The sequence below is a fragment of the Caulobacter sp. GW821-FHT10C03 genome, assembly GCF_059415485.1.
Genome location: NZ_JBWKNI010000001.1, coordinates 60,456 through 79,690, shown reverse-complemented (window position 1 = coordinate 79,690; position 19,235 = coordinate 60,456). Strand labels below are relative to the sequence as shown.

Sequence of the window (19,235 nt, the reverse complement as noted above, 5' to 3'; positions counted from 1 at the left end):
GCGCACAATCCAGAATAGCTTTCTAGATTAACGCGACCCAAGGACGATCAAAGACAGGCGATCTGATGCACCACGGCGTCGGCCCGCGTCAGGCGCGCCTGAGCATCGACGGTCCATTCGACGGCTATGTCCTCGTTGCAGGGCAGGCCCTCGACCGGCCGCTGCGCCTTGCGCGCTCGGGCGTCGATGGCGAACCGGTTCTTCTCCAGCCAGGTCACCAGGGCCTGCTCGGGCGTTCCCGCCGCGAAGCGGGCGCGAAACCGGACGGCAGAGGCCGGATCGTCCCAGTCGGCGTCCCGCAGCAGGGCCGGACGCTTGTCGGAAAAGATCAGCGCGAAGACGAGGTAGACCGTCTGCCAGTTGACCATGAGGAACACGGCCACGATCACCCCGGCGGCCCCCGCCAGGAAGCCCGCCGTCGCCTTGGCCTCTCGCGCCTTTTCCGCGTCTTTCGCCCCACTCATGGTTGCAGCATGCCGCCTCGCGCCGGATCGGACAACCGCCCCTAGCGGCCGCCGCCCGCGATCAGCGCCAGGCGTGCGAGCACCGCCTCGCCCGCGGCCGGGCCGGCGGCGTAGGCGAAGTCCGCCCCGTCGATCGGCTTGCCGCTGCGGGCGTCGACCACCACCGGCTCGGCGGTCTGGCCCGTCTCGCGATCGACCAGGCAGCTGGCGATCCCCTCCTTGGCGAGATGGCGGTTGCCGAAGGCCAGCAGCGCCGTCAGCACCGGACCGAAGTCGCGGCCCATTTCTGTCAGCACATATTCGTGGCGCACGGGCCGATCCTGGTAGGGCCGCCGCTCGAGAAAGCCGGATTCTACAAGCGCCCCGAGGCGCTTGGTCAGAATGTTCGGCGCGACCCCGAGGCTCTTTTCGAACGCGTCGAAACGGGTGAGGCCGTGGAAGGCGTCCCGCAGGATCATCAGGCTCCAGACGTCGCCGACGCGTTCCAGCGTGCGGCCGACGGGGCACTGTCCGGGATCGAAGGCGCGCGTGGTCATGGACGAAAGATAGGGCCTGGCTAGCAAAATGAAAGCCGGTCACTTGCAATTCGAAAGTCACTTGCCATCTGCAAGTCACGCCGGGCCGAGCGCCGAGGCGACAACCATCCCGAGGGGATAGAGACCATGAGCAAGCAACAGTTTCCCGGCGCGGCCCTGGTGACGGGCGCCTCCACCGGCATCGGCGCCACCTATGCCGACCGCCTGGCCAGGCGCGGCCACGACCTCGTGCTGGTCGCCCGCGACGCCAAGCGCCTCGCCGACCTGGCCGAACGCCTGAAGGCGCAGACCGGCGTCAAGGTCGACGTCATCCAGGCCGACCTGACCGACGCCGCCGACCTGGCCCGCGTCGAGGCCCGGCTGCGCGACGATGCGTCCATCGACCTCCTGATCAACAACGCCGGCGCGGCCCTGGCCGGCGACTTCGTCGACCAGGACCTCGACAAGGTCGACAACCTGATCCAGCTGAACGTGGTGTCGGTGACCCGCCTGGCCCACGCCGCGGCCGGCGCCTTCAAGGCCCGCGATCGCGGCGCGATCGTCAACATCTCGTCGGTTGTCGGCCTGCTGCCGGAGTTCCGCTCGCCGGTCTACGGCGCGACCAAGGCCTATGTGACCTACTTCACGCAGGGCCTGCGCAGCCAGCTGCCGGAGAGCGTGAAGCTGCAGGCCGTGCTGCCCGGCGCCACCCGAACCGAGATCTGGGACCGCTCGGGCAGCGGCGGCGCCGACGCGCTGGATCCCTCGACCCTGATGGAGGTCGGCGACCTGGTGGACGCGGCCCTGGCGGGCTTCGACCAGGGCGAGCTGGTGACCATCCCCTCCCTGCCCGACGCCGCCGACTTCGCCGCCTATGACGGCGCTCGCCTGAACCTGGCGCCGAACCTGTCGCGCGACCGGCCGGCGGCCCGCTACCGGGTTCCCGAACAGGCCTGAGCCCTGGACGGCGGCGGCCCGGAACGAAAGCCGCCGCCGTCCGCTCCCCCTTCGCAAGCAGGGAGGCGCGCCATGTCCGTCATCGCCAATCTCGACGAGTTCATCCTGGAGGAGTCCGAGCACGGCATCTTCCTGACGCTCACCGCCGACGACGACCAGACCCTGCGCGTGCGGGTGACCCTCGACGATCTCGAAGAGATCATGGAGGTCATCGACGAGGTGTTCGGCGTCGAGGTCGAGGCGGCCAACGACGAGGTGGACTGATCCCCTTCTCCCCTTGCGGGAGAAGGTGTCGACGAAGTCGACGGATGAGGGGTCGCACCCACGAAAAACGCCGCGGCGGCTGATCGGCTGCCGCGGCGTCTTGCTTCTGAGAGACCCCTCACCCGACCTCCCTGCGGGAGGCCACCCTCTCCCGCAGGGGGAGAGGGACGCTGCTAGGAAGCCTCCACCGTCAGGTGCCGCAACTCGTGCACCGGGACCAGCCGACCGCGCACGGCCTCGGCGGACAAACCCGCCACGCTGACGATGGCGGCGTGGGCCTGGGGACCCACCTTCCAGACGTGCAGGTCCAGGATCCGGGCGTCGCCGGGGCCTTCGACCAGCTCGCGCACTTCCTCGGCCACGTGATCGTCGGTGGTGTCGAGCAGGACGGCGGCGGTGTCGCGCATGAGGCCGATGGCCCAGCGGCCGATGACCACCGCCCCGACCACGCCCATGATCGGGTCCAGCCAGGTCCAGCCGAACTGGCGGCCGGCGACCAGGGCGACGATGGCCAGCACCGAGGTCAGGGCGTCGGCCAGCACGTGCATGTAGGCCGAGCGCAGGTTGTTGTCGTGGCCGCGCCCATGATGAGCATGGTCGTGGTGCGCGTGGTCATGATCGTGGTGGTGGTCGTGACCATGGTGATGCCCATGGTGATGGCCGCCCGACAGCAGGGCGGCGCTGGCCAGGTTCACCAGCAGGCCGACCACCGCGATGACGATGGCCTCCATGAAGGCGATCGACGACGGCTCGAACAGCCGGCGCACCGACTCCACGCCGACGCCGATGGCGATCACCGCCAGCACCAGGGCCGAGGCGAAGCCCGACAGGTCGCCGACCTTGCCGGTGCCGAAGCTGTAGCGGGCGCTCGTGGCGTGCTTGCGGGCATAGGCGTAGGCGGCGGCCGCCACGGCCAGGGCGCCGGCGTGGGTGGCCATGTGGAAGCCGTCGGCCAGCAGGGCCATCGAACCGGTCCACCAGCCGGCCAGGATCTCGACCACCATCATCACGGCGGTCAGCGCCACCACCCACAGGGTGCGGCGGGCGTTGGCGTCGTGGTCGGCCGCCAGGAAGACGTGGTCGTGCGGAACCGGGGCGGCGGTCATGTCGGATCTCATTTCGAATAGCGGCGGAAGGCCTCGATCACCTCGGCCGCGCCCTTTTCGCGCTCGGCGTCGGTGAGGCCCGGAGCGGCCACGTGCTCGCGCAGGTGGGCCTCGACGATCTCGTCCAGCAAGCCGTTCAGCGCGCCGCGGGTGGCGGCGACCAGATGCAGGGTCTTGGCGCAGTCGTGGTCGCCCTCGATCGCGCGCTCGATCGCCGCGACCTGGCCGGCGATGCGGCGGACCCGCTTGAGCAGGGCGTCGTTGTCGGTGGAGAGGTGAGCCATAGCATACCCCCCTATAGTATATGAGATCGAAAAGCACGTCCCTTCTCCCCTTGCGGGAGAAGGTGTCGCCGAAGGCGACGGATGAGGGGTCGCACAAACGCAAAACGCCGCGACGGCTGATCAGCTGTCGCGGCGTCAGGTTTCTGAGAGACCCCTCACCCGACCCCGCGCTGCGGGGCCACCCTCTCCCGCAAGGGGAGAGGGATCAGCGCCCCGAGGCCTTCACGATCTCCCCCAGCCGCTCGTCGAACGCCCGGGTGGCCTGGATCACCGTCGCCACCGAGCCCTTGAAGAAGGGCTGGGGGATGGTTTCGAAGTCGTCGGTGGGCTGGTGGTATTCGGGGTGGTCCTCGACGCCGAAATAGACCCACGGCACGCCCTTCTGCGCGAAGGCGCCCTGGTCGGACTGGAAGGTCCAGTTGTTGTCCTTGCCCTGGGCGTCGGTGTCGTGGCCCTGCTTGAGGGTCACCGGCGCGGTCCTGGCGACGTCGTCGAGAATGGGCTTAAGGAACGGCTGCGGCGAGGATCCGGAGACGTAGAGCTCGCCCTTGGCGTTCTTGCTCAGCATGTCGAAGTTCACCGCCAGGCCGATGCTCGCCAGCGGGACCGAAGGCTCGGCGGCGAAGGCCTTGGCGCCGCGCAGGCCGCTCTCCTCGGCGTCGAGGGCGACGATCAGCACGTCGTGCTTCGGCGGCTTTTCCTTGAACGCCTCGGCCACGGCCAGCAGGCCCGCCACGCCCGAGGCGTTGTCGTCGGCGCCGTTGTAGATCTGGCCGTTCCTGACCCCGATATGATCGTAGTGGGCGGTGACCAGCAGCGCCTTGCCGCCGCTCTCCGCCCCCTTGATCCGGGCGACGAGATTGACGCCGGTGACCGTCACGCCGTCCTTGCGCTTGAAGCGGAACGGCCGCTCGAAGCCCTCGCCGATCGGCGCCAGGCCGACGCCCTTGAAGCGCTCGAGGATATAGGTGCGCGCCAGCTGCGAACCGGGCGAGCCCACCGCCCGCCCCTGCATGGCGTCGGCCGACAGGATCCTGACGTCGTCCAGCGCCAGATCGCCCGGACCGGCCAGGGCGGGCGCGGCGAGGCCGGCGAGGCCGGCGAGAACGGCGGCCAGGGCGAACGCCGGAGCGGCGGCTAAAAACGGACGCATCGAGGCTCTCGGTTACTTGTCTTCGGCTCGCCCGGACGCCGAAGCGGCGGGCTCGTCGAAGGTTTGATCATCCGGCGCCGGATCACGCAACCAACGGCGACCGACGCGCGGCGGCGATCATCGACCGCCTCCCGCGAAATCGCTCAGCCCCGCCTCGCGGATCCAGCGATAGTCCACGACGTGGCCGTCGCGGAAGCTACGGCGGGCGGCCTCGCGGACCGCTTCTGGTCCGTCGACGGCGCAGCCGGATTCCTCAATCACACGCACCCCGGGCCAAGCCGGCTCGGCGTCGCCCTCCGGCCCGCAGAGAACCATCCACATCCGCAACGCCTTGACGTCGCCATCGCCCGGATCGCGCTCGACGACCTCGAAGGCCAGATATTCGTATGCGCCTTTGACCTCGGACGGCTGGGCGATGTCGGCCAGCGTTCCCGGCCCCGACGGCGCACCGTCCACGAGATGCAGTTGCAGGATCGGAGGCGTCCCGCCCACGATGAGGTGAGGCAGGACAAGCCAACTATAGGCGGCGGGCCTGACGGGCCGACCTTCCTGGTCGATATCAAGGCTCAACTGCAGGATCTCGCCGCCGCGCACCAGGATGGCGTTGTCCCTGGCGCAGGAAGGCCACCGCCCCAGGGAACGCTCGCCGCGAAACCGGCAATTCTCCTCCTGCGAGACCCATAGCCCATCCCGCAAGCGCGGCGCGCCGGCGACGTCGGCGAGCCCAAACACCGGCTCTCGCGTGGCCATCGGCGTGCATCCGCCAAGCCCCATCGCCGCCGCAGCCGCGACCATCAGGCCCAGCCGTCTAAGCCTTTCACGCAAACCTGCGGCGATCATCGGCGCACCTCGGCGAAGTCGTCGGGCCGAGGTTCACGAACCCAGCGCCATGTGTTCACGGGCTCTGTTCCGGAAGGCTTGTTCGCCTTGGCCGCCGCGAGAAGGCCCTGCAGGCTTTCAGCGTCGCAGGCGCTCTCCCCATCCCGCCATTTCAGACCGGGCCAGATCGGGCGCCTTCCATCGGCGCCCTCCGGCTGATCGTCGTCCACGCAGGAGAGCGGCCACCAGCGCAGAACGGTCACCCGCCCCTCGGCGTCCGAACCGGCCGTCTCAGCTCCGGCATAGACGTAGAAGGCGATTTCCCCATTCTCGTGCAGTTGCAGGATCATCGGATCGCGCCCAGCCAGAAGCAGGGGTGACGACTGCCAGTTCCAGTCCTGGTCTTGACGGCGGAGGCTTAGATGCTCGCCCTCGCGGATCAGCGAGATCTCGCAATTTGACCATTTCCACAGCGGCAGTTCCGCAGGCGCGTGGCAGCCGTCCTCTCCGACCCTGACCCACAACCCCCGCCGAAGTTCCGGCGCGCCCCGCGCGTCCCCCGGACCGAACCAGGGCTTTTCGGACATGACCAACGAACACCCGCCCAGCCCCATCGCGATCGTCGCCGCGACCACAACCCCCAACCACCGCATCACGTCCACCTCACGCAAGATTCACGGATGCGTGATCGTTGCGTGAGATCGCGTTATCGTCAAGCGCGATCGACGGCGCTCGCTCGTCCCTGCGTCGATTGCACCTGAGCGCGACACCCGCCATATGCGCGATCTTAAGGTTTATCGGGCATCTAGCCCTTCCAAGGATCGGAGACTCCGCCCCATGCCCATGGCGCCCGACGTGCTCGAAGCCCGCCTGAACGCGGCCTTCCCGGACTCCGAGATCGTGCTGACGGACCTCGCCGGCGACGGCGATCACTACAAGGCGCGCATCGTCTCGCCCGCCTTCCGCGGCCTCAACCGCGTCAAGCAGCACCAGATGGTCAACCGCGCCCTGGCCGACGTGCTGGGCGGCGAGCTGCACGCCCTGGCGCTCGAAACCGCCGCCCCCACGGAGTAAGGCCCTTGCGCTATCGTCCGTTCGGCAAGGAAGGCATGGCGATCTCGGCGATCACGCTGAGACTGGCCGACCATCCGCGCATGGGCGGCAAGGACTGGCGCAACCTGATCTTCACGGCCCTCGAAGCCGGCATCAACAGCTTCGAGGTGCACGGCTCGTCCAACGCCCTGCTGGAGGGCGTGGGCGAGTCCCTGACCACCATCGAGCGGCGGCTGCTGTTCGTGGGCTGGCGCCTGCGCAGCGGCGGCGAACTGCTGAGCGCCCAGGCCGCGCACGACACGGTCGATCTGGCCGTCGAGCGCTGCGGCCTGTCCTATGTGAACCTGGTCACGGTCGACGACCCGGGCTCGGCCTTCCCGCCCTCGGCCATGGCCGCCCTGCTGGGCCTGCGCCAGTCGGGCCTGATCCAGTCCCTGGGCCTGGCCAGCCGCGGCGACAGCCAGGAGCGCCATCTGGCGACCGGCGTGTTCGACGCCCTGGCCGCGCCGTTCAACCTGTCTTCGGGCTGGGCCGACCGCCACCGCGTCCGCAACGCCTTCGGCCGCGACGTGGCGGTGATCGGCGAGGACTTCTGGCCCCAGTCGATCCGCGACCGCGAAGCCAGGCCGATCTTCAAGAAGCCATCGCTGTGGCGTCGCCGCACCGACCCGCTGGCCAATCTCGGCGGCTACGACTTCCTCGACAGCACCCCCGGCTGGACCGGCCAGGAGCTCTGCCTCGGCTACGCCCTGACCGAGCCGTCGCTGGCCACCGTGCAGGTGATCACCCACAAGCGCGACAAGCTGGAAGCCCTGGCCCGGGTGACCGAGCGCGACCTGCCGACCGGCTGCGCCGCCCAGATCGAGATGGCGCGGTTTTCGGCCGAACAGGCCGATGGGGCCAAGCGCCGCGCTTGACCCGGGGCCTTGCGGCGCCTAGCTGAGAGGCTACGCCCAAGGAATTCCCCGTCATGACTGAAGTCGCCGCCTCTCCCGCCATCGAATTCATCGCCAAGACCGTGGCCGAGCACCCGGTGGTGCTGTTCATGAAGGGCGTGCCCGATCAGCCGCGCTGCGGCTTCTCGTCGGTGGCCGTGCAGATCCTCGACCACCTCGGCGTCGAGTTCGTCGGCGTCGACGTGCTGCAGGACGACGAGCTGCGCCAGGGCATCAAGACCTTCACCGACTGGCCGACCATCCCGCAGCTCTACGTCAAGGGCGAGTTCGTCGGCGGCAGCGACATCGTCCGCGAGATGTTCCAGTCGGGCGAACTGAAGACCCTGCTGATCGACCAGGGCGTGATCTCGGCTTGAGCCCCCAGCCGAAGTGCGAAGCGCTTCGGCGCCCGGGGGGCTCACCTCCTAAGAAGAACGCGCGTCCCTTCCCCGAAACCGCTCACACTTTCGGGGGACGCGCGTGAGCCGACTGTTCGTCCCACCTGCTGACGCCTATCCCCTGACCTTCGAGCCGAAGGCGTCGGACATCGACGCCAACGGCCACGTCAACAACGTGGTCTATCTGGGCTGGGCTCAAGATCTCGCCATCGCGCACTGGGAGGCCTGGGCTTCGGAAGAAGAACGGGCTCCCTGGAGCTGGGTCGCCCGCCGCCACGAGATCGACTACCGCCGCGAGCTACTGCCGCACGAGGTCGCCACCGGCTACACCTGGGTGGGCGAACTGAAGGGCCCGCGCTTCGAGCGCTATGTCCGCATCGACGGCCCCGACGGCGAAATGTGCGCCCAGAGCCGCACCGACTGGGTGCTGATCGACATCGCCGCCAAGCGCCCGGCCCGCGTGCTGCCCTGGATGATCGAGCGCTTCACGCCGAAGGGCTGAGAACCCTTCTCCCCTTGCGGGAGAAGGTGTCGGCGAAGCCGACGGATGAGGGGTCTCTCAAATGTGAGACGCTCCCACCCGGCCTGGCCGCTGCAGGCGGTTTTGAGTTCTGAGAGACCCCTCACCCGACCTCCCTTCGGGAGGCCACCCTCTCCCGCAAGGGGAGAGGGATCAGGGATGTGGATTGAGCACCCGCACCGCCCGCGCTCCCGTGATCCCCAGCTCACCCCACCCGAACCGCACCTCGACCGCCTCCGGTTCGCCGCCCTTGCAGGTCTCCAACCTACGCCGGGCGAAGGCCACCGACGGGACGCCGCCTTTCCGGTCGACGAAGAAGCGCAGGTCTTCCTTGCGCAGGCAGCCGGCCGACTTCAGGCGCACGACCAGGCCGTCGGCCTCGACCCGCACGCCCAGCAGCGGCTCCAGCTCGCCAGGCGCATCGGACCCGGCCGGCAGCAGGCGCGGCGGGGTTGGCGGCACGGCGGCGCAGCCTGAGAGCAAGAGCCCGGCCAGCAGCACGCGGCGGTTGAAAAAGACGCCCATGGCCGCCAAGGTCGCCCGGCGCGAGGGTGCGCGCAACAGTGGGGCCTGTGGAAATGCGTGGAAAGTCTCTGGCGTGGGCGGCGGCGAGCTTGTGTCTGGCCGCCGGATCGGCGCGCGCCGAAAATCCGAAACTGGATGATGAAATCGCCCGGCTGACGAGCGTGGGCAAGATCCCCGGCGTGGCCGTGGCCGTGATCGAGAACGGCAAGGTCGTCCACGTCACGGCGATGGGCGTGCGCAACCAGAAGGGCGATCCCCTGACGCCTCAGACGGTGATGTACGCCGCCTCGCTGACCAAGACGACCTTCGCCTATTACGTGATGATGCTGGTCGACGAGGGGAAGCTCGACCTCGACAAGCCGATCGCCGAGATCCTTCAGAAGCCCCTGCCCGACTACAAGGCCTATGCCGATCTCGCCGGCGATCCGCGCTGGCGCAAGATCACCCCGCGCATGCTGCTGACCCACTCGGCGGGCTTTCCCAACTTCCGCTGGCTGAACCCCGACGAGAAGCTGGACATCAAGTTCGAGCCGGGCAGCCGCTACGCCTATTCGGGCGAGGGCCTCAACCTGATGCAGTTCGTCATCGAGCAGGGCCTGGGCCTGAAGGTCGGCGAGGACATGGACCGGCGGCTGTTCAAGCCGCTGGGCATGAGTCGCTCGGGCATGGTCTGGCGCGACGACTTCGCGACCGACCTGGCCGACGGACGCCAAGCCGACGGCAAGTGGGAGGGCCACGACGACCGCTCCAGCGTCAAGGCGGCCGGCTCGCTCGACACCACGATCGACGACATGGGCAAGCTGGCCGCGGCCATCGCTGGCGGTTGGGGCCTGTCGAAGAAGGCCCGCGCCGAGTTCTCGCGCGGCAGCCTGGCGATTCCGGCCGCCTATCAGTTCCCGCCCTTCACCGAGGACAAGAACCCCGACAACGCCAGGATCAAGCTGGCGGCGGGCGTGGGCGTCGTCACCTTCGACGGGCCGCAGGGCCACGCCTTCTTCAAGGGCGGCCACAACGACATCACCGACAACATGCTGGTCTGCGTCGAGAAGCGCCGTCGTTGCGTGGTCGTGCTGACCAACGCCGGCGACGGCCAGCGGATCATCCCGTCGATCGTCAAGGCGGCCCTGGGCGAGACGGGCCTACCCTGGGGCTGGGAATACACCCGGCTGCTGCCAGTCGAAGCGCCTTAAGCGCCCGGCCGCTCCAGCGCCTCGGCGTCGTCGATCACCGCGCTCTCGGGCGTGGTGGTCAGGATCGCGCCGGCCGAGGCGGCGACGATGCAGGCTATGGCGCCCCACTGCTGCAGCGACAGGTGCTCGGCCAGCACGAAGAGACCGGCCAGGGCGCCGATCGCCGGCTCGACGCTGAGCATGACGCCGAAGGTGCGCTTGGGGATGCGCTTGAGGGCGATCATCTCCAGCGAATAAGGCACGGCGCTGGAGCAGACGGCGACCACCAGGCCCAGCAGCATCAGACGCGGGTCGAGCAGGGCCGCCCCGGCCCCGGCGACGCCGAACGGCACGACGATCAGAGCCGCCACGCTCATGCCCAGCGCCACCGAGCGGCCGCCGTGCAGGTGGCCAAGGCGCTTGCCGGCGACGATGTAGAGCGCCCAGCAGACAGCCGCGGCCAGGGCGAAGGCCACGCCGACCGGATCGAGGGCAGGCCCGCCCAGCTTCAGCGGCAACAGCAGCATCAGGCCGAAGGCGGCCAGGCCGATGCACAGGAAGTGGCTGGGCTTGCGCGCGTGCAGCAGCGACAGGGTCAGCGGCCCCATGAACTCGATGGCCAGGGCCACGCCCAGCGGGATGGTGCGCAGGGCCATGTAGAAGCTGAGGTTCATCACCCCGGTGGCCGCGCCGTAGAAGACGACGCCCATGACGTCGCGCCGGCTCAGCGGAAAGCGCCAGGGTCGCCACAGGACCAGCAGCAGCAGGGCCGCGAAACCGACCCGATAGGCGCTCGTGCCCTGCGCTCCGACCAGCGGGAACAGGCTCTTGGCGAACGAGGTGCCGCCGGCCAGCGTCACCATGCCCCCGAACAGGGCGGCATAGGGCAGCAGCGCGTCGAGCGCGGGACGGCGAAGGGCGACGGAGGACATGCCCGGAAAATAGGCGTCGATCCTCGACGCTTCTCGCCGAAATTCGTCGTATACCGCCTGAAACAGGCGATATCGGAGGCCCGAATGACGAAATCCGTCACGCTCGACAATTTCGACCGCAAGCTTCTGGAACTGGTCCGCCGCGACAACCTCGAGCCGGCCCGCAGCCTGGCGCAGAAGGTCGGCCTGTCGGAAAGCGCCGTGCTGCGCCGCCTGCGACGGTTGCGCAAGGAGGGCGTGATCGTCGCCGACGTGGCCATCGTCGATCCGGCCCGGCTGAACGCGGGCCTGACCATGCATGTGCTGGTCGAGATGGAGCGCGAGGGCAGCGCGCTCTTCAACGCCTTCGCCGCCGGGGTGGCGGCCCGCAAGGAGGTGCTCAGCGCCTGGCACGTGACCGGCAGCACCGACTTCCTGCTGACCGTCACCGTGCCGACCATGGAGGCCTACGAGGCCTTCACCCACGAGGTGCTCAACGACGACCGCCGGGTGCGCTCGTTCATCACCCTGGTCGGCATCCGCGAGATCGTGCGGCTGGATCCGTCGCGCGCGCCCCTGGTGGAGTGAGCCCGCCAAAAACATCCCAAAGGTGGAATGTGACCAAACTACATCCGCAAAGGTTGTTGACGACAACGTCGGATGGATGTCGAAATCGATGCAACAAATGTCGGGAGGCGAACTCATGAAGGCGCACGTCATCGCGATCGGCCTGGCCCTGTCGCTCGCCACGGTAGGCGGCGCGGCCGCCAGCACCTGGCACTGGGCCCAGGCCTCGACCAAGGAAGACGCCATGGCCGCGGCCACCGCCGAAGCCCAGGCCAAGGCCACGCGCAAGGGCACCTGCTACAAGCCCGCCGTCACCCTCGACAAATGCCGCCAGACCGCCGACGGCTTCAGCTGCCGCGCCGACAGCGCCGACATCAGGGGCACCTGCCTGGCGTGGGACGACTGGGTGGCGATGCCGATGCGCCTGCCGCCCGCGGGGCCGGCGGCTCCCTTCCCGGGCATGTCGTATCCCGCCTACCAGACCATCACCTACCCCAACTATCCGGGCTCGCCGTTCACGCTCGGCGTGTACGTCCCGCCGCCGCCGTTCCCCTCGCAGTGAGCCCGGACGCCTGACCGCGGGATCCGCGCATGCTCGGCGACACCGCCCCGATGGGCTTTCTGGCGGTCAGCGACGTCGGGAAAGCCCGCGCCTTCTACGAAGGCGTGCTGGGCCTGACCTTCGTCAGCCAGGACGACTTCGCCCTGGTGCTGCGGGCCGGACCGATCTTCGTCCGGATCACCACGCCGCCGCAGCCGGTCATCGCGCCCTACACCGTGTTCGGCTGGCGGGTCGACGACATCGAGGCGGCGGTCGCTGACCTGGCCGGTAAGGGCGTGGCGTTCGAGCGCTATCCCTTCTTCGGCGACGACCAGCGGCCCGACGGCGTCTGGACCGCGCCCGGCGGCGACAAGGTCGCCTGGTTCAAGGATCCGGACGGCAACCTGCTGTCGCTGTCGCAGCACGGCTAGGAGCGCTTGGCCCAACTCCGCTGCAGCGCGACGACCCCGACCGCTCCGGCGATGAACGATACGGCGCGTAGCACCGGCGTTTTGTAGGTGCTGTCGGCGCCGACGACGCCGTTCACCGCAAACACGACCAGCACCGCCGCGCCGAATATCAGCGCGAGCCAGCCACAAGTCTGCAGAATGAACCTAAGAACCCGCATGGCGCCCCCGCTCGAGCCGTAGCCTAGGCGGGCACGCGGGCCTCAGGCAAGTATCGGCTTGTCAGCTCCACGGCCCCGGCTTGCGGCTGGGCGCGCTGGTCGGCACGGCCGTCTCAAGGCGCTGACGCGTCCCCTGCCCGATCGCCAGCTTCAGCAGGGCCTCGATGCGGTTACGGGTGGCCGGGTGGGTCGAGAACAGGTTGTCGGCGCCGCGGCCGGCCAGCGGGTTGATGATGAACATGTGGGCCGTGGCCGGATTGCGCTCGGCCTCGTGGTTGACCACGCCGCCACGGGCATAGGCGTCGATCTTCTCCAGCGCACGGGCCAGACCCCGGTTGTCGCCGGCGATCTGCGCCCCCACGCGGTCGGCCTCGTATTCGCGCGAGCGGCTGATGGCCATCTGCACCAGCATGGCGGCGATGGGGGCCAGGATGGCCAGGGCGATGGCCCCAATGATCCCGCCCGGACGCTCGTCGTCCTCCCGCGAACCGCCGAAGAAGAAGGCGAAGTTGGCCAGGGCCGAGATCGCGCCGGCGATGGTCGCCGTCACGGTCATGGTCAGGGTGTCGCGGTTCTTCACGTGGGCCAGCTCGTGGGCCATGACGCCGCGGATCTCGTCGCGGTCGAGCATGGCCAGCAGGCCCGTGGTGGCGGCCACGGCGGCGTTTTCGGGATTGCGGCCGGTGGCGAAGGCGTTGGGCTGGTCGCTGTCGATGATGCAGACGCGCGGCATGGGCAGGCCCGCGCGCTGAGCCAGGTCGCGAACGTCGCGGGCGTAGTTTCGCACCAGCGGCTCGGGATGGCTCTCGTCGACCTCGACCGCGCCATAGGCCCGCAGCACGATCTTGTCGGCGTTCCAGTAGGAGAAGACGTTCATGCCGGCGGCCAGCACGAAGGCGATCAGCATGCCGGTCGCGCCGCCGATCATGTAGCCGGCCCCGACGAACAGGGCCGTCAGGCCGGCGAGCAGGGCGAAGGTCTTGAAGTGGTTCATGGCCTTTGAGGGTGTGGATCAGTCGAAGATGTCGAAGAGGTCGAAGCGCTTCTTCTTGTGATGGCCGTGACGGCGATGGTCGTCGTCATGGTCGTAGCGCTTGTGGCCGTCGTGGCGCTTGTGGTCGCCCCGCCAGGCGTCGTCGTAGCGACGCGGCTCGGGGCGCTGTTCATAGGTCGGCTGGGCGCGATTGAAGGGCGACGGCTGCGGCGCGGGCGCGGCCTGCGCGTCCTCGCGCTCGAGGGCCATCAGCTTTTCCAGTTCGCCGCGATCGAGCCACACGCCCCGGCACTTGGGGCACATGTCGAACTCGACGCCGGCGCGTTGCACGGCCTGCATGGAGCCGTCGCAGTTGGGGCACATCAGAAGGGGCATGGTCGGTCGGGTCCCTGTTCCAAGAGTGGACGGGTGTTCCCGACGTCAGGTCCGGCACGAGGGGGGAGGGAAACCCGGACCCAGACATCGAGAACACCCGATGCGGTCCGACATCACGCGCGTTGTGTCCCACAACGCTGCGCCAGAGGGGCCCGGCCCGCTCATTGGAGATAGGGAGGGGTTTTGGGGTTTCAAGGGGGGCAGCATGAGGAACCTCCCCCTATGGGGGAGGCGATCGCGTAGCGATCGGAGGGGGGAGTTAGTGCGAGATCCGCCAACGCCCAGGAAGCTGAAAACGTCCCCCCACCGGCCTTCGGCCGCCTCCCCCACGAGGGGAGGTTCCAAAACAAAAAAGGGCCCCGGATCGCTCCGGGGCCCTTTCCGATCTCTTGCGAGTTCGACGCGTCTTACGAAGCGTAGAATTCGACGACGAGGTTCGGTTCCATCTTCACCGGGTACGGAACTTCCGACAGTTCCGGAGCGCGGACGAAGGTGGCCGACAGGCCCTTGGCGTCGACCGAGACGTACTCGGCGAAGTCACGCTCGTTCGAGGCGACGGCTTCGAGCACGAGAGCCATGTTGCGCGACTTTTCGCGGACCGCGATCACGTCGCCCGGCTTGCAGCGGTACGAAGCGATGTTCACGCGCTTGCCGTTCACGGTCACGTGGCCGTGGTTCACGAACTGGCGGGCGGCGAACACGGTCGGCACGAACTTGGCGCGGTAGACGATGGCGTCCAGGCGCGACTCGAGCAGCGCGATCAGGTTTTCCGAGGTGTTGCCCTTGCGGCGGGCGGCTTCCTCGTAGGTGCGCGAGAATTGCTTCTCGGTCAGGTTACCGTAGTAGCCCTTCAGCTTTTGCTTGGCGCGCAGCTGCAGACCGAAGTCCGACACCTTGCTCTTGCGACGCTGGCCGTGCTGGCCCGGGCCGTAGGACCGCTGGTTGACCGGCGACTTGGGCCGGCCCCAGAGGTTCTCGCCCATACGGCGATCGATCTTGTACTTGGCGCTATGGCGCTTGGACATAGGTCACTCTTTATATCGATCCGGGCCGGTCCTCCCTAGGGAGGGCGATTGCAACGGCGGCGTCGGGTCATTCCGTCATAAGGTCGTCGCGCCGCGCGGCGAGCCGGCGGCGTGAAGGCGCGGTTTATGACGGAGGGGCGACGGGGAGTCAACGGCGGGCGCGGTTCCGGGCCGGTCCCCCAGGCTTTAACGGATGTCCTCGTTAAGCAGGCGAGGCCGCAACCCAGCCTCTTCGACCGCGCGGATCACTTCGAACACCTCGGCGTAAGGCGTGTCGGGGTCGGCCCGCACCTCGACCAGCGACCAGCCGGCCGCCTGGGACGTCTCGTGCAGCGCGTCGGCGAACTGTTCGCGCGGTACGGCCTGGTCGCCGACGAACCAGCGGCCGTCATGGATGGATACGTAGGTTCCCTCGCGTGGACCCGCATCCATCGCCGGCGGAAGCGCGGCTGGAATGTCCAGCCGCAGCTGACGGTCCGGCCGTCCCGCCAGGGTCAGGGCGGTCACGCCCGCGACCAGGGCCAGCAGCACCCCGACCAGCGGCGTCAGATCGACGGCCGCCATCGGCCCGTCGGACCGCCGTCCCGCCAGCCGCGCCATCAGTGGATTTCCTCGTTGATGAAGCCCGCCTTGAGCCCGGCCGCGTCCAGGGCGCGGACCGCCGCAGCCACGGTCTCGTAGCGCACCTCGGCGTCGGCCCGCAGGGACACGACCATCAGGCCATGGGCGCGCGCCTCGCCGATCGCCTCGGCCACGGCGGCGTCCAGATTGGCCGCGCGCCTGTCCGCCACATAGATCGGACCGCCCCGCTGGAAGGAGATGTACAGGCGATCAGGCCCGGGCGGCGCTCCCAGTGAGCACACGTCAACATGGAGGTTCACGGCCTTGGGCAGCCCGACCGAGGTGGCGGTCACCACGGTGAACACCGCCAGCAGCACGCCGATCAACGGCGCCATGTTGGGCGCCGCCATCGGCTTGTCGCTCAGCCGTCCCGCCAGCTTCTGGGCCATCCGCGCCTCTCTCTCGAAGCGAGAGTGGCGCGGCGGCAGAAGACTGACAAGCGTAATTTACGGCCGCTGCAGCGGGTTGCGCACGCGGATGCGGTCGTTGCGCTGCACGCCCAGGCCGTCGAGGTCGAAGCGCACGTCCTTGCCTTCGGGAACCAGGGCGCGGCACAGGTCGGGACGCTCGCGGACCAGGGTGATGGCGACGACGGAGTCGCGGCGGTTGGCCTCGACCTTGAAGTCCTCGGCCTTGGTGCAGCCGTTCGACGACACCCGGGCCACCAGCTCGCCCTTCTCCAGACCGACGGCGTAGATCGACTCCAGGTCGTCGCTGTCGTTGATCTTCACGGTGACGTCGCGCTTGCCGCCGTGGTCGGCGTCGATGATGACGCAGGCCGAGGTCGACAGGCCCGCGGCCATCACCAGGGCCAGGACGGCCAGTTTCTTCTGCATGTTCTTGAACCCCTCAGCGGCCGAACTTGGCCTTGGCGGAGAGGAGCGCTCGGCGGCTGAACCCGGGATGAATTACCGAAAGTTCACAACCGGGTGGTGTGGCGGGCGGCGTGGCGCCTCGGGCGTCAGTCCAGCACCACGGGCGGCTTCGACGCCGCGGGCCGACGGCGGCGCCCCCGTCGCCACAGACCGTAGGCGGCCAGGAAGACCGCGGCCGGCGCCAGCAGCATCACCCCGAGCGATATCCACTCGACCGAGGTGAGCGGCGTCCCCGCCGATCGCATTCGCAGAACCGCCAGCAAAGCCGGAACGGCGAAGCCGGTAACCGCGAGGACGGCCAGCACGACGTCGCGCCAGACCTTGCCCGGCCGCGCCCGCGCCACCCGTTCGATGTGCTCGTCGACATCCATCGACGGCGAAGCTACAGCCGCGCCGCGTGCCAGTCGATGTGGTCGCCGATGAACGTGGCGATGAAGAAGTAGCTGTGGTCGTAGCCTTCCTGGCGGCGGACCGTGACCTTCAGCCTAGCCTCGGCGCCGGCCTCTTCCAGCAGTTGCGGCTTCAGCTGGTTTTCCAGGAAATTGTCGGCGAGGCCCTGGTCGACCAGGATCTCGTCGAAGCCCTGGCCGAAACCGTCCTCGATCAGGGCGCAGGCGTCGTGGGCGCGCCACGCGGCTCGGTCAGGGCCGAGATAGGCGGTCAGGGCCTTGTCGCCCCACGGGCAGTTCAGCGGCGAGACGATCGGCGAGAAGGCGCTGACCGACTTGAAGAGCTGCGGGTTGCGCAGGGCGATGGTCAGGGCGCCGTGGCCGCCCATCGAGTGGCCGAAGATCCCCCGCCGGGCCGGATCCAGCGGAAAGGCGCCGTCGACGGCCTCCAGCAGGTCCCTGGTGACATAGGAATACATGCTGAAGTGCGACGCCCACGGAGCCTGCGTGGCGTCGACATAGAAGCCCGCGCCCTGCCCCAGGTCATAGGCCGGATCGTCGGCGACGCCTTCCCCGCGCGGGCTGGTGTCGGGCGCGACGATGGCGATCCCGTGCTTCGCCGCCCAGGCATAGGCACCGGCCTTGGTGGTGAAGTTGTCTTCGGTGCAGGTCAGGCCCGACAGCCAGACGAGATAGGGGAACGGCCCCTGCCCGCCCTTGCTGTCTTTGGCAGGAACCCAGACGCTGAACTTCATCGGCGTGCCGGTGCTGGCGCTGTCGTGCCGGCAGTAGCGCAGGGTCCCGCCCTGGGTGCGGTGGGTGGCGAGGGTTTCGACGGTCATGGCGGCTACCTGAGCGATCCTTCTCCCCTTGCGGGAGAAGGTGGCCTGCGAAGCAGGTCGGATGAGGGGTCGCACCGGCCGAAACCGTGCGCGGCTGATCGCGCCTTCAACCCCTCATCCGTCGCCTGCGGCGACACCTTCTCCCGCAAGGGGAGAAGGACGAAGAGACTAGAACGTCACCACGGTGCGGATGCTCTCGCCCGCGTGCATCAGGTCGAAGGCCTCGTTGATGCGCTCAAGCGGCAGGACGTGGGTGATCATCGGGTCGATCTGGATCTTGCCGTCCATGTACCAGTCGACGATCTTGGGCGTGTCGGTGCGGCCGCGGGCGCCGCCGAAGGCCGTGCCCTTCCAGACCCGGCCGGTGACCAGCTGGAACGGGCGGGTGGCGATCTCCTTGCCCGCCTCGGCCACGCCGATGATGATGCTTTCGCCCCAGCCGCGATGGCAGGCTTCCAGCGCCTGGCGCATGACCGTGGTGTTGCCGGTGGCGTCGAAGGTGTAGTCGGCGCCGCCGTCGGTCAGGGCCACCAGGTGGGCGACCAGATCGCCCGAGACGTCCTTGGGGTTCACGAAATGGGTCATGCCGAACTTGCGGCCCCATTCCTCGCGGTCGGGGTTCAGATCGACGCCGACGATCATGTTGGCGCCCACCAGCTTCAGGCCCTGGATGACATTGAGGCCGATGCCGCCCAGGCCGAAGACGATGGCGTTGGCGCCCGGCTCGACCTTGGCGGTGTTGGTCACCGCGCCAACGCCGGTCGTCACGCCGCAGCCGCAGTAGCAGGCGGTCTTGAACGGGGCGTCCTTGCGGATGCGGGCCACCGCGATCTCGGGCAGCACGGTGTAGTTCGAGAAGGTCGAGCAGCCCATATAGTGGTGGATGGTCTGGCCCTTGTAGGAGAAGCGGCTGGTGCCGTCCGGCATCAGCCCCTTGCCTTGCGTGGCGCGGATGGCCGTGCAGAGGTTGGTCTTGCCGCTGAGGCAGCTTTTGCACTGGCGGCATTCGGGCGTGTAGAGCGGGATCACGTGGTCGCCGACCGCCAGGCTGGTGACGCCGGCGCCGACCTCGACCACCACGCCCGCGCCCTCGTGGCCCAGGATCGACGGGAACAGGCCCTCGGAGTCGAGGCCGTCCAGGGTATAGGCGTCGGTGTGGCAGACGCCGGTGGCCTTGATCTCGATCAGGACTTCGCCGGCCTTGGGCCCTTCGAGGTCGACCTCGACGATCTCCAGCGGCTTCTTGGCTTCGAAAGCGACGGCGGCGCGGGTCTTCATCGTAGGGCTCCGATCGAACTTGAGCGC

At 68.7% G+C, this 19,235-nt stretch carries 30 protein-coding genes; 10 read left to right on the top strand and 20 right to left on the bottom strand.

Going from position 1 to position 19,235, the window contains the following annotated elements; all coding sequences use genetic code 11:
• Nucleotides 1-47: 47 nt before the first annotated feature.
• On the bottom strand, nt 48-464 hold the full coding sequence (locus tag AC07NG_RS00395; RefSeq protein WP_494591403.1) for a hypothetical protein: 417 nt from the start codon (nt 462-464) through the stop codon (nt 48-50).
• Between the two features lie 41 nt (nt 465-505).
• Entirely contained in the window at nt 506-1,000 is a 495-nt protein-coding gene (locus AC07NG_RS00390; RefSeq protein WP_494591401.1) for a winged helix-turn-helix transcriptional regulator, read from the bottom strand.
• 126 nt (nt 1,001-1,126) lie between these two features.
• Between AC07NG_RS00390 and AC07NG_RS00385 the strand changes: the two genes are divergently transcribed.
• Both AC07NG_RS00385 and AC07NG_RS00380 read left to right on the top strand, forming a co-directional pair.
• Complete coding sequence (locus tag AC07NG_RS00385; protein WP_494591399.1) at nt 1,127-1,936, top strand: SDR family NAD(P)-dependent oxidoreductase; 810 nt, start codon at nt 1,127-1,129, stop codon at nt 1,934-1,936.
• A gap of 72 nt (nt 1,937-2,008) precedes the next feature.
• Nucleotides 2,009-2,200 (top strand): hypothetical protein, encoded by a 192-nt coding sequence (locus tag AC07NG_RS00380; protein WP_487287863.1) that lies wholly within the window; start codon nt 2,009-2,011, stop codon nt 2,198-2,200.
• 173 nt (nt 2,201-2,373) lie between these two features.
• Here the strand turns inward: AC07NG_RS00380 and dmeF are convergent, their stop codons facing one another.
• The 5 genes from dmeF to AC07NG_RS00355 all read right to left on the bottom strand — a co-directional run bounded on the left by dmeF (nt 2,374) and on the right by AC07NG_RS00355 (nt 6,233).
• The gene (gene dmeF, locus AC07NG_RS00375; RefSeq protein WP_494591397.1) at nt 2,374-3,306 is read right to left on the bottom strand and encodes a CDF family Co(II)/Ni(II) efflux transporter DmeF; all 933 of its coding nucleotides are present in this window, start codon (nt 3,304-3,306) and stop codon (nt 2,374-2,376) included.
• Nucleotides 3,307-3,314: 8 nt separating this feature from the next.
• Nucleotides 3,315-3,590, bottom strand: coding sequence for a metal/formaldehyde-sensitive transcriptional repressor (locus AC07NG_RS00370; RefSeq protein WP_110121486.1), 276 nt, complete (start codon nt 3,588-3,590; stop codon nt 3,315-3,317).
• 205 nt (nt 3,591-3,795) lie between these two features.
• Nucleotides 3,796-4,743, bottom strand: coding sequence for a M20/M25/M40 family metallo-hydrolase (locus AC07NG_RS00365; RefSeq protein WP_494591394.1), 948 nt, complete (start codon nt 4,741-4,743; stop codon nt 3,796-3,798).
• A 117-nt stretch (nt 4,744-4,860) separates the two neighbouring features.
• Nucleotides 4,861-5,583, bottom strand: a complete 723-nt coding sequence (locus AC07NG_RS00360) for a hypothetical protein (protein ID WP_494591392.1) — start codon at nt 5,581-5,583, stop codon at nt 4,861-4,863.
• A complete protein-coding gene (locus tag AC07NG_RS00355; protein ID WP_494591390.1) occupies nt 5,580-6,233 on the bottom strand; it encodes a hypothetical protein in 654 nt (217 codons plus the stop codon). Before AC07NG_RS00355 ends, AC07NG_RS00360 begins: the two co-directional genes overlap by 4 nt.
• A 166-nt stretch (nt 6,234-6,399) precedes the next feature.
• On the opposite strand from AC07NG_RS00355, the gene AC07NG_RS00350 reads away from it, so the two are divergent.
• The 4 genes from AC07NG_RS00350 to AC07NG_RS00335 all read left to right on the top strand — a co-directional run bounded on the left by AC07NG_RS00350 (nt 6,400) and on the right by AC07NG_RS00335 (nt 8,450).
• A complete protein-coding gene (locus tag AC07NG_RS00350; RefSeq protein WP_487287870.1) occupies nt 6,400-6,636 on the top strand; it encodes a BolA/IbaG family iron-sulfur metabolism protein in 237 nt (78 codons plus the stop codon).
• A 5-nt stretch (nt 6,637-6,641) separates the two neighbouring features.
• On the top strand, nt 6,642-7,532 hold the full coding sequence (locus AC07NG_RS00345) for an aldo-keto reductase family protein (protein ID WP_494591388.1): 891 nt from the start codon (nt 6,642-6,644) through the stop codon (nt 7,530-7,532).
• A gap of 53 nt (nt 7,533-7,585) precedes the next feature.
• Nucleotides 7,586-7,927, top strand: a complete 342-nt coding sequence (grxD, locus tag AC07NG_RS00340) for a Grx4 family monothiol glutaredoxin (RefSeq protein WP_492855230.1) — start codon at nt 7,586-7,588, stop codon at nt 7,925-7,927.
• 103 nt (nt 7,928-8,030) lie between these two features.
• Nucleotides 8,031-8,450, top strand: coding sequence for an acyl-CoA thioesterase (locus AC07NG_RS00335; protein ID WP_492855231.1), 420 nt, complete (start codon nt 8,031-8,033; stop codon nt 8,448-8,450).
• A 171-nt stretch (nt 8,451-8,621) separates the two neighbouring features.
• Here the strand turns inward: AC07NG_RS00335 and AC07NG_RS00330 are convergent, their stop codons facing one another.
• Entirely contained in the window at nt 8,622-8,993 is a 372-nt protein-coding gene (locus tag AC07NG_RS00330) for a hypothetical protein (RefSeq protein ID WP_494591385.1), read from the bottom strand.
• A gap of 53 nt (nt 8,994-9,046) precedes the next feature.
• On the opposite strand from AC07NG_RS00330, the gene AC07NG_RS00325 reads away from it, so the two are divergent.
• On the top strand, nt 9,047-10,183 hold the full coding sequence (locus AC07NG_RS00325; protein ID WP_494591383.1) for a serine hydrolase domain-containing protein: 1,137 nt from the start codon (nt 9,047-9,049) through the stop codon (nt 10,181-10,183).
• Here the strand turns inward: AC07NG_RS00325 and AC07NG_RS00320 are convergent.
• Nucleotides 10,180-11,094 (bottom strand): EamA family transporter, encoded by a 915-nt coding sequence (locus AC07NG_RS00320; protein WP_494591381.1) that lies wholly within the window; start codon nt 11,092-11,094, stop codon nt 10,180-10,182. The two genes, AC07NG_RS00325 and AC07NG_RS00320, sit on opposite strands and share 4 nt — an antisense overlap.
• Before the next feature lie 84 nt (nt 11,095-11,178).
• Here AC07NG_RS00320 and AC07NG_RS00315 point away from each other — a divergent pair, with 84 nt between their 5' ends.
• The 3 genes from AC07NG_RS00315 (at nt 11,179) to AC07NG_RS00305 (ending at nt 12,612) form a co-directional block, all read left to right on the top strand.
• A complete protein-coding gene (locus tag AC07NG_RS00315) occupies nt 11,179-11,661 on the top strand; it encodes an Lrp/AsnC family transcriptional regulator (RefSeq protein WP_110121498.1) in 483 nt (160 codons plus the stop codon).
• 115 nt (nt 11,662-11,776) lie between these two features.
• Nucleotides 11,777-12,202 carry a hypothetical protein gene (locus AC07NG_RS00310; RefSeq protein WP_494591379.1) on the top strand — a complete coding sequence of 142 codons (426 nt, stop codon included), beginning with the start codon at nt 11,777-11,779 and terminating at the stop codon, nt 12,200-12,202.
• A gap of 29 nt (nt 12,203-12,231) precedes the next feature.
• On the top strand, nt 12,232-12,612 hold the full coding sequence (locus tag AC07NG_RS00305; protein ID WP_494591377.1) for a VOC family protein: 381 nt from the start codon (nt 12,232-12,234) through the stop codon (nt 12,610-12,612).
• Here the strand turns inward: AC07NG_RS00305 and AC07NG_RS00300 are convergent.
• From AC07NG_RS00300 to AC07NG_RS00250, 11 genes are all read right to left on the bottom strand, one after another.
• Nucleotides 12,609-12,809: a hypothetical protein gene (locus tag AC07NG_RS00300; RefSeq protein ID WP_494591375.1), complete on the bottom strand. Its 201-nt coding sequence runs from the start codon at nt 12,807-12,809 to the stop codon at nt 12,609-12,611. The genes AC07NG_RS00305 and AC07NG_RS00300 overlap by 4 nt on opposite strands.
• 61 nt (nt 12,810-12,870) lie before the next feature.
• Nucleotides 12,871-13,803 carry a zinc metalloprotease HtpX gene (gene htpX / locus AC07NG_RS00295; RefSeq protein WP_494591373.1) on the bottom strand — a complete coding sequence of 311 codons (933 nt, stop codon included), beginning with the start codon at nt 13,801-13,803 and terminating at the stop codon, nt 12,871-12,873.
• Nucleotides 13,804-13,821: 18 nt separating this feature from the next.
• On the bottom strand, nt 13,822-14,178 hold the full coding sequence (locus tag AC07NG_RS00290) for a TFIIB-type zinc ribbon-containing protein (protein WP_487287881.1): 357 nt from the start codon (nt 14,176-14,178) through the stop codon (nt 13,822-13,824).
• Between the two features lie 407 nt (nt 14,179-14,585).
• Nucleotides 14,586-15,203: a 30S ribosomal protein S4 gene (gene rpsD, locus AC07NG_RS00285; RefSeq protein ID WP_110121502.1), complete on the bottom strand. Its 618-nt coding sequence runs from the start codon at nt 15,201-15,203 to the stop codon at nt 14,586-14,588.
• Nucleotides 15,204-15,389: 186 nt separating this feature from the next.
• Nucleotides 15,390-15,803 (bottom strand): ExbD/TolR family protein, encoded by a 414-nt coding sequence (locus tag AC07NG_RS00280; protein ID WP_494591370.1) that lies wholly within the window; start codon nt 15,801-15,803, stop codon nt 15,390-15,392.
• Complete coding sequence (locus AC07NG_RS00275; protein WP_494591368.1) at nt 15,803-16,213, bottom strand: ExbD/TolR family protein; 411 nt, start codon at nt 16,211-16,213, stop codon at nt 15,803-15,805. Before AC07NG_RS00275 ends, AC07NG_RS00280 begins: the two co-directional genes overlap by 1 nt.
• A gap of 57 nt (nt 16,214-16,270) precedes the next feature.
• Nucleotides 16,271-16,660: a hypothetical protein gene (locus tag AC07NG_RS00270; RefSeq protein ID WP_487287884.1), complete on the bottom strand. Its 390-nt coding sequence runs from the start codon at nt 16,658-16,660 to the stop codon at nt 16,271-16,273.
• Between the two features lie 125 nt (nt 16,661-16,785).
• Nucleotides 16,786-17,070: a hypothetical protein gene (locus tag AC07NG_RS00265; protein ID WP_494591366.1), complete on the bottom strand. Its 285-nt coding sequence runs from the start codon at nt 17,068-17,070 to the stop codon at nt 16,786-16,788.
• Nucleotides 17,071-17,081: 11 nt separating this feature from the next.
• Nucleotides 17,082-17,930, bottom strand: a complete 849-nt coding sequence (gene fghA / locus AC07NG_RS00260) for an S-formylglutathione hydrolase (protein WP_494591364.1) — start codon at nt 17,928-17,930, stop codon at nt 17,082-17,084.
• Nucleotides 17,931-17,935: 5 nt separating this feature from the next.
• The gene (locus tag AC07NG_RS00255) at nt 17,936-18,079 is read right to left on the bottom strand and encodes a hypothetical protein (RefSeq protein ID WP_494591362.1); all 144 of its coding nucleotides are present in this window, start codon (nt 18,077-18,079) and stop codon (nt 17,936-17,938) included.
• Nucleotides 18,080-18,098: 19 nt separating this feature from the next.
• Complete coding sequence (locus AC07NG_RS00250) at nt 18,099-19,208, bottom strand: S-(hydroxymethyl)glutathione dehydrogenase/class III alcohol dehydrogenase (RefSeq protein WP_198577627.1); 1,110 nt, start codon at nt 19,206-19,208, stop codon at nt 18,099-18,101.
• Nucleotides 19,209-19,235: the final 27 nt, after the last annotated feature.

Coding starts and splice junctions, on each gene's coding strand:
- AC07NG_RS00310 (WP_494591379.1), top strand. CDS start 11,777: ATGAAGGCGCACGTCATCGCGATCGGCCTGGCCCTGTCGCTCGCCACG.
- AC07NG_RS00390 (WP_494591401.1), bottom strand. CDS start 1,000: ATGACCACGCGCGCCTTCGATCCCGGACAGTGCCCCGTCGGCCGCACG.
- dmeF (WP_494591397.1), bottom strand. CDS start 3,306: ATGACCGCCGCCCCGGTTCCGCACGACCACGTCTTCCTGGCGGCCGAC.
- AC07NG_RS00280 (WP_494591370.1), bottom strand. CDS start 15,803: ATGGCGCGGCTGGCGGGACGGCGGTCCGACGGGCCGATGGCGGCCGTC.
- rpsD (WP_110121502.1), bottom strand. CDS start 15,203: ATGTCCAAGCGCCATAGCGCCAAGTACAAGATCGATCGCCGTATGGGC.
- AC07NG_RS00360 (WP_494591392.1), bottom strand. CDS start 5,583: ATGATCGCCGCAGGTTTGCGTGAAAGGCTTAGACGGCTGGGCCTGATG.
- AC07NG_RS00250 (WP_198577627.1), bottom strand. CDS start 19,208: ATGAAGACCCGCGCCGCCGTCGCTTTCGAAGCCAAGAAGCCGCTGGAG.
- AC07NG_RS00315 (WP_110121498.1), top strand. CDS start 11,179: ATGACGAAATCCGTCACGCTCGACAATTTCGACCGCAAGCTTCTGGAA.
- AC07NG_RS00325 (WP_494591383.1), top strand. CDS start 9,047: ATGCGTGGAAAGTCTCTGGCGTGGGCGGCGGCGAGCTTGTGTCTGGCC.
- AC07NG_RS00290 (WP_487287881.1), bottom strand. CDS start 14,178: ATGCCCCTTCTGATGTGCCCCAACTGCGACGGCTCCATGCAGGCCGTG.
- AC07NG_RS00305 (WP_494591377.1), top strand. CDS start 12,232: ATGCTCGGCGACACCGCCCCGATGGGCTTTCTGGCGGTCAGCGACGTC.
- AC07NG_RS00395 (WP_494591403.1), bottom strand. CDS start 464: ATGAGTGGGGCGAAAGACGCGGAAAAGGCGCGAGAGGCCAAGGCGACG.
- fghA (WP_494591364.1), bottom strand. CDS start 17,930: ATGACCGTCGAAACCCTCGCCACCCACCGCACCCAGGGCGGGACCCTG.
- grxD (WP_492855230.1), top strand. CDS start 7,586: ATGACTGAAGTCGCCGCCTCTCCCGCCATCGAATTCATCGCCAAGACC.
- AC07NG_RS00330 (WP_494591385.1), bottom strand. CDS start 8,993: ATGGGCGTCTTTTTCAACCGCCGCGTGCTGCTGGCCGGGCTCTTGCTC.
- AC07NG_RS00365 (WP_494591394.1), bottom strand. CDS start 4,743: ATGCGTCCGTTTTTAGCCGCCGCTCCGGCGTTCGCCCTGGCCGCCGTT.
- AC07NG_RS00265 (WP_494591366.1), bottom strand. CDS start 17,070: ATGGATGTCGACGAGCACATCGAACGGGTGGCGCGGGCGCGGCCGGGC.
- htpX (WP_494591373.1), bottom strand. CDS start 13,803: ATGAACCACTTCAAGACCTTCGCCCTGCTCGCCGGCCTGACGGCCCTG.
- AC07NG_RS00350 (WP_487287870.1), top strand. CDS start 6,400: ATGCCCATGGCGCCCGACGTGCTCGAAGCCCGCCTGAACGCGGCCTTC.
- AC07NG_RS00270 (WP_487287884.1), bottom strand. CDS start 16,660: ATGCAGAAGAAACTGGCCGTCCTGGCCCTGGTGATGGCCGCGGGCCTG.
- AC07NG_RS00370 (WP_110121486.1), bottom strand. CDS start 3,590: ATGGCTCACCTCTCCACCGACAACGACGCCCTGCTCAAGCGGGTCCGC.
- AC07NG_RS00385 (WP_494591399.1), top strand. CDS start 1,127: ATGAGCAAGCAACAGTTTCCCGGCGCGGCCCTGGTGACGGGCGCCTCC.
- AC07NG_RS00275 (WP_494591368.1), bottom strand. CDS start 16,213: ATGGCCCAGAAGCTGGCGGGACGGCTGAGCGACAAGCCGATGGCGGCG.
- AC07NG_RS00300 (WP_494591375.1), bottom strand. CDS start 12,809: ATGCGGGTTCTTAGGTTCATTCTGCAGACTTGTGGCTGGCTCGCGCTG.
- AC07NG_RS00320 (WP_494591381.1), bottom strand. CDS start 11,094: ATGTCCTCCGTCGCCCTTCGCCGTCCCGCGCTCGACGCGCTGCTGCCC.
- AC07NG_RS00380 (WP_487287863.1), top strand. CDS start 2,009: ATGTCCGTCATCGCCAATCTCGACGAGTTCATCCTGGAGGAGTCCGAG.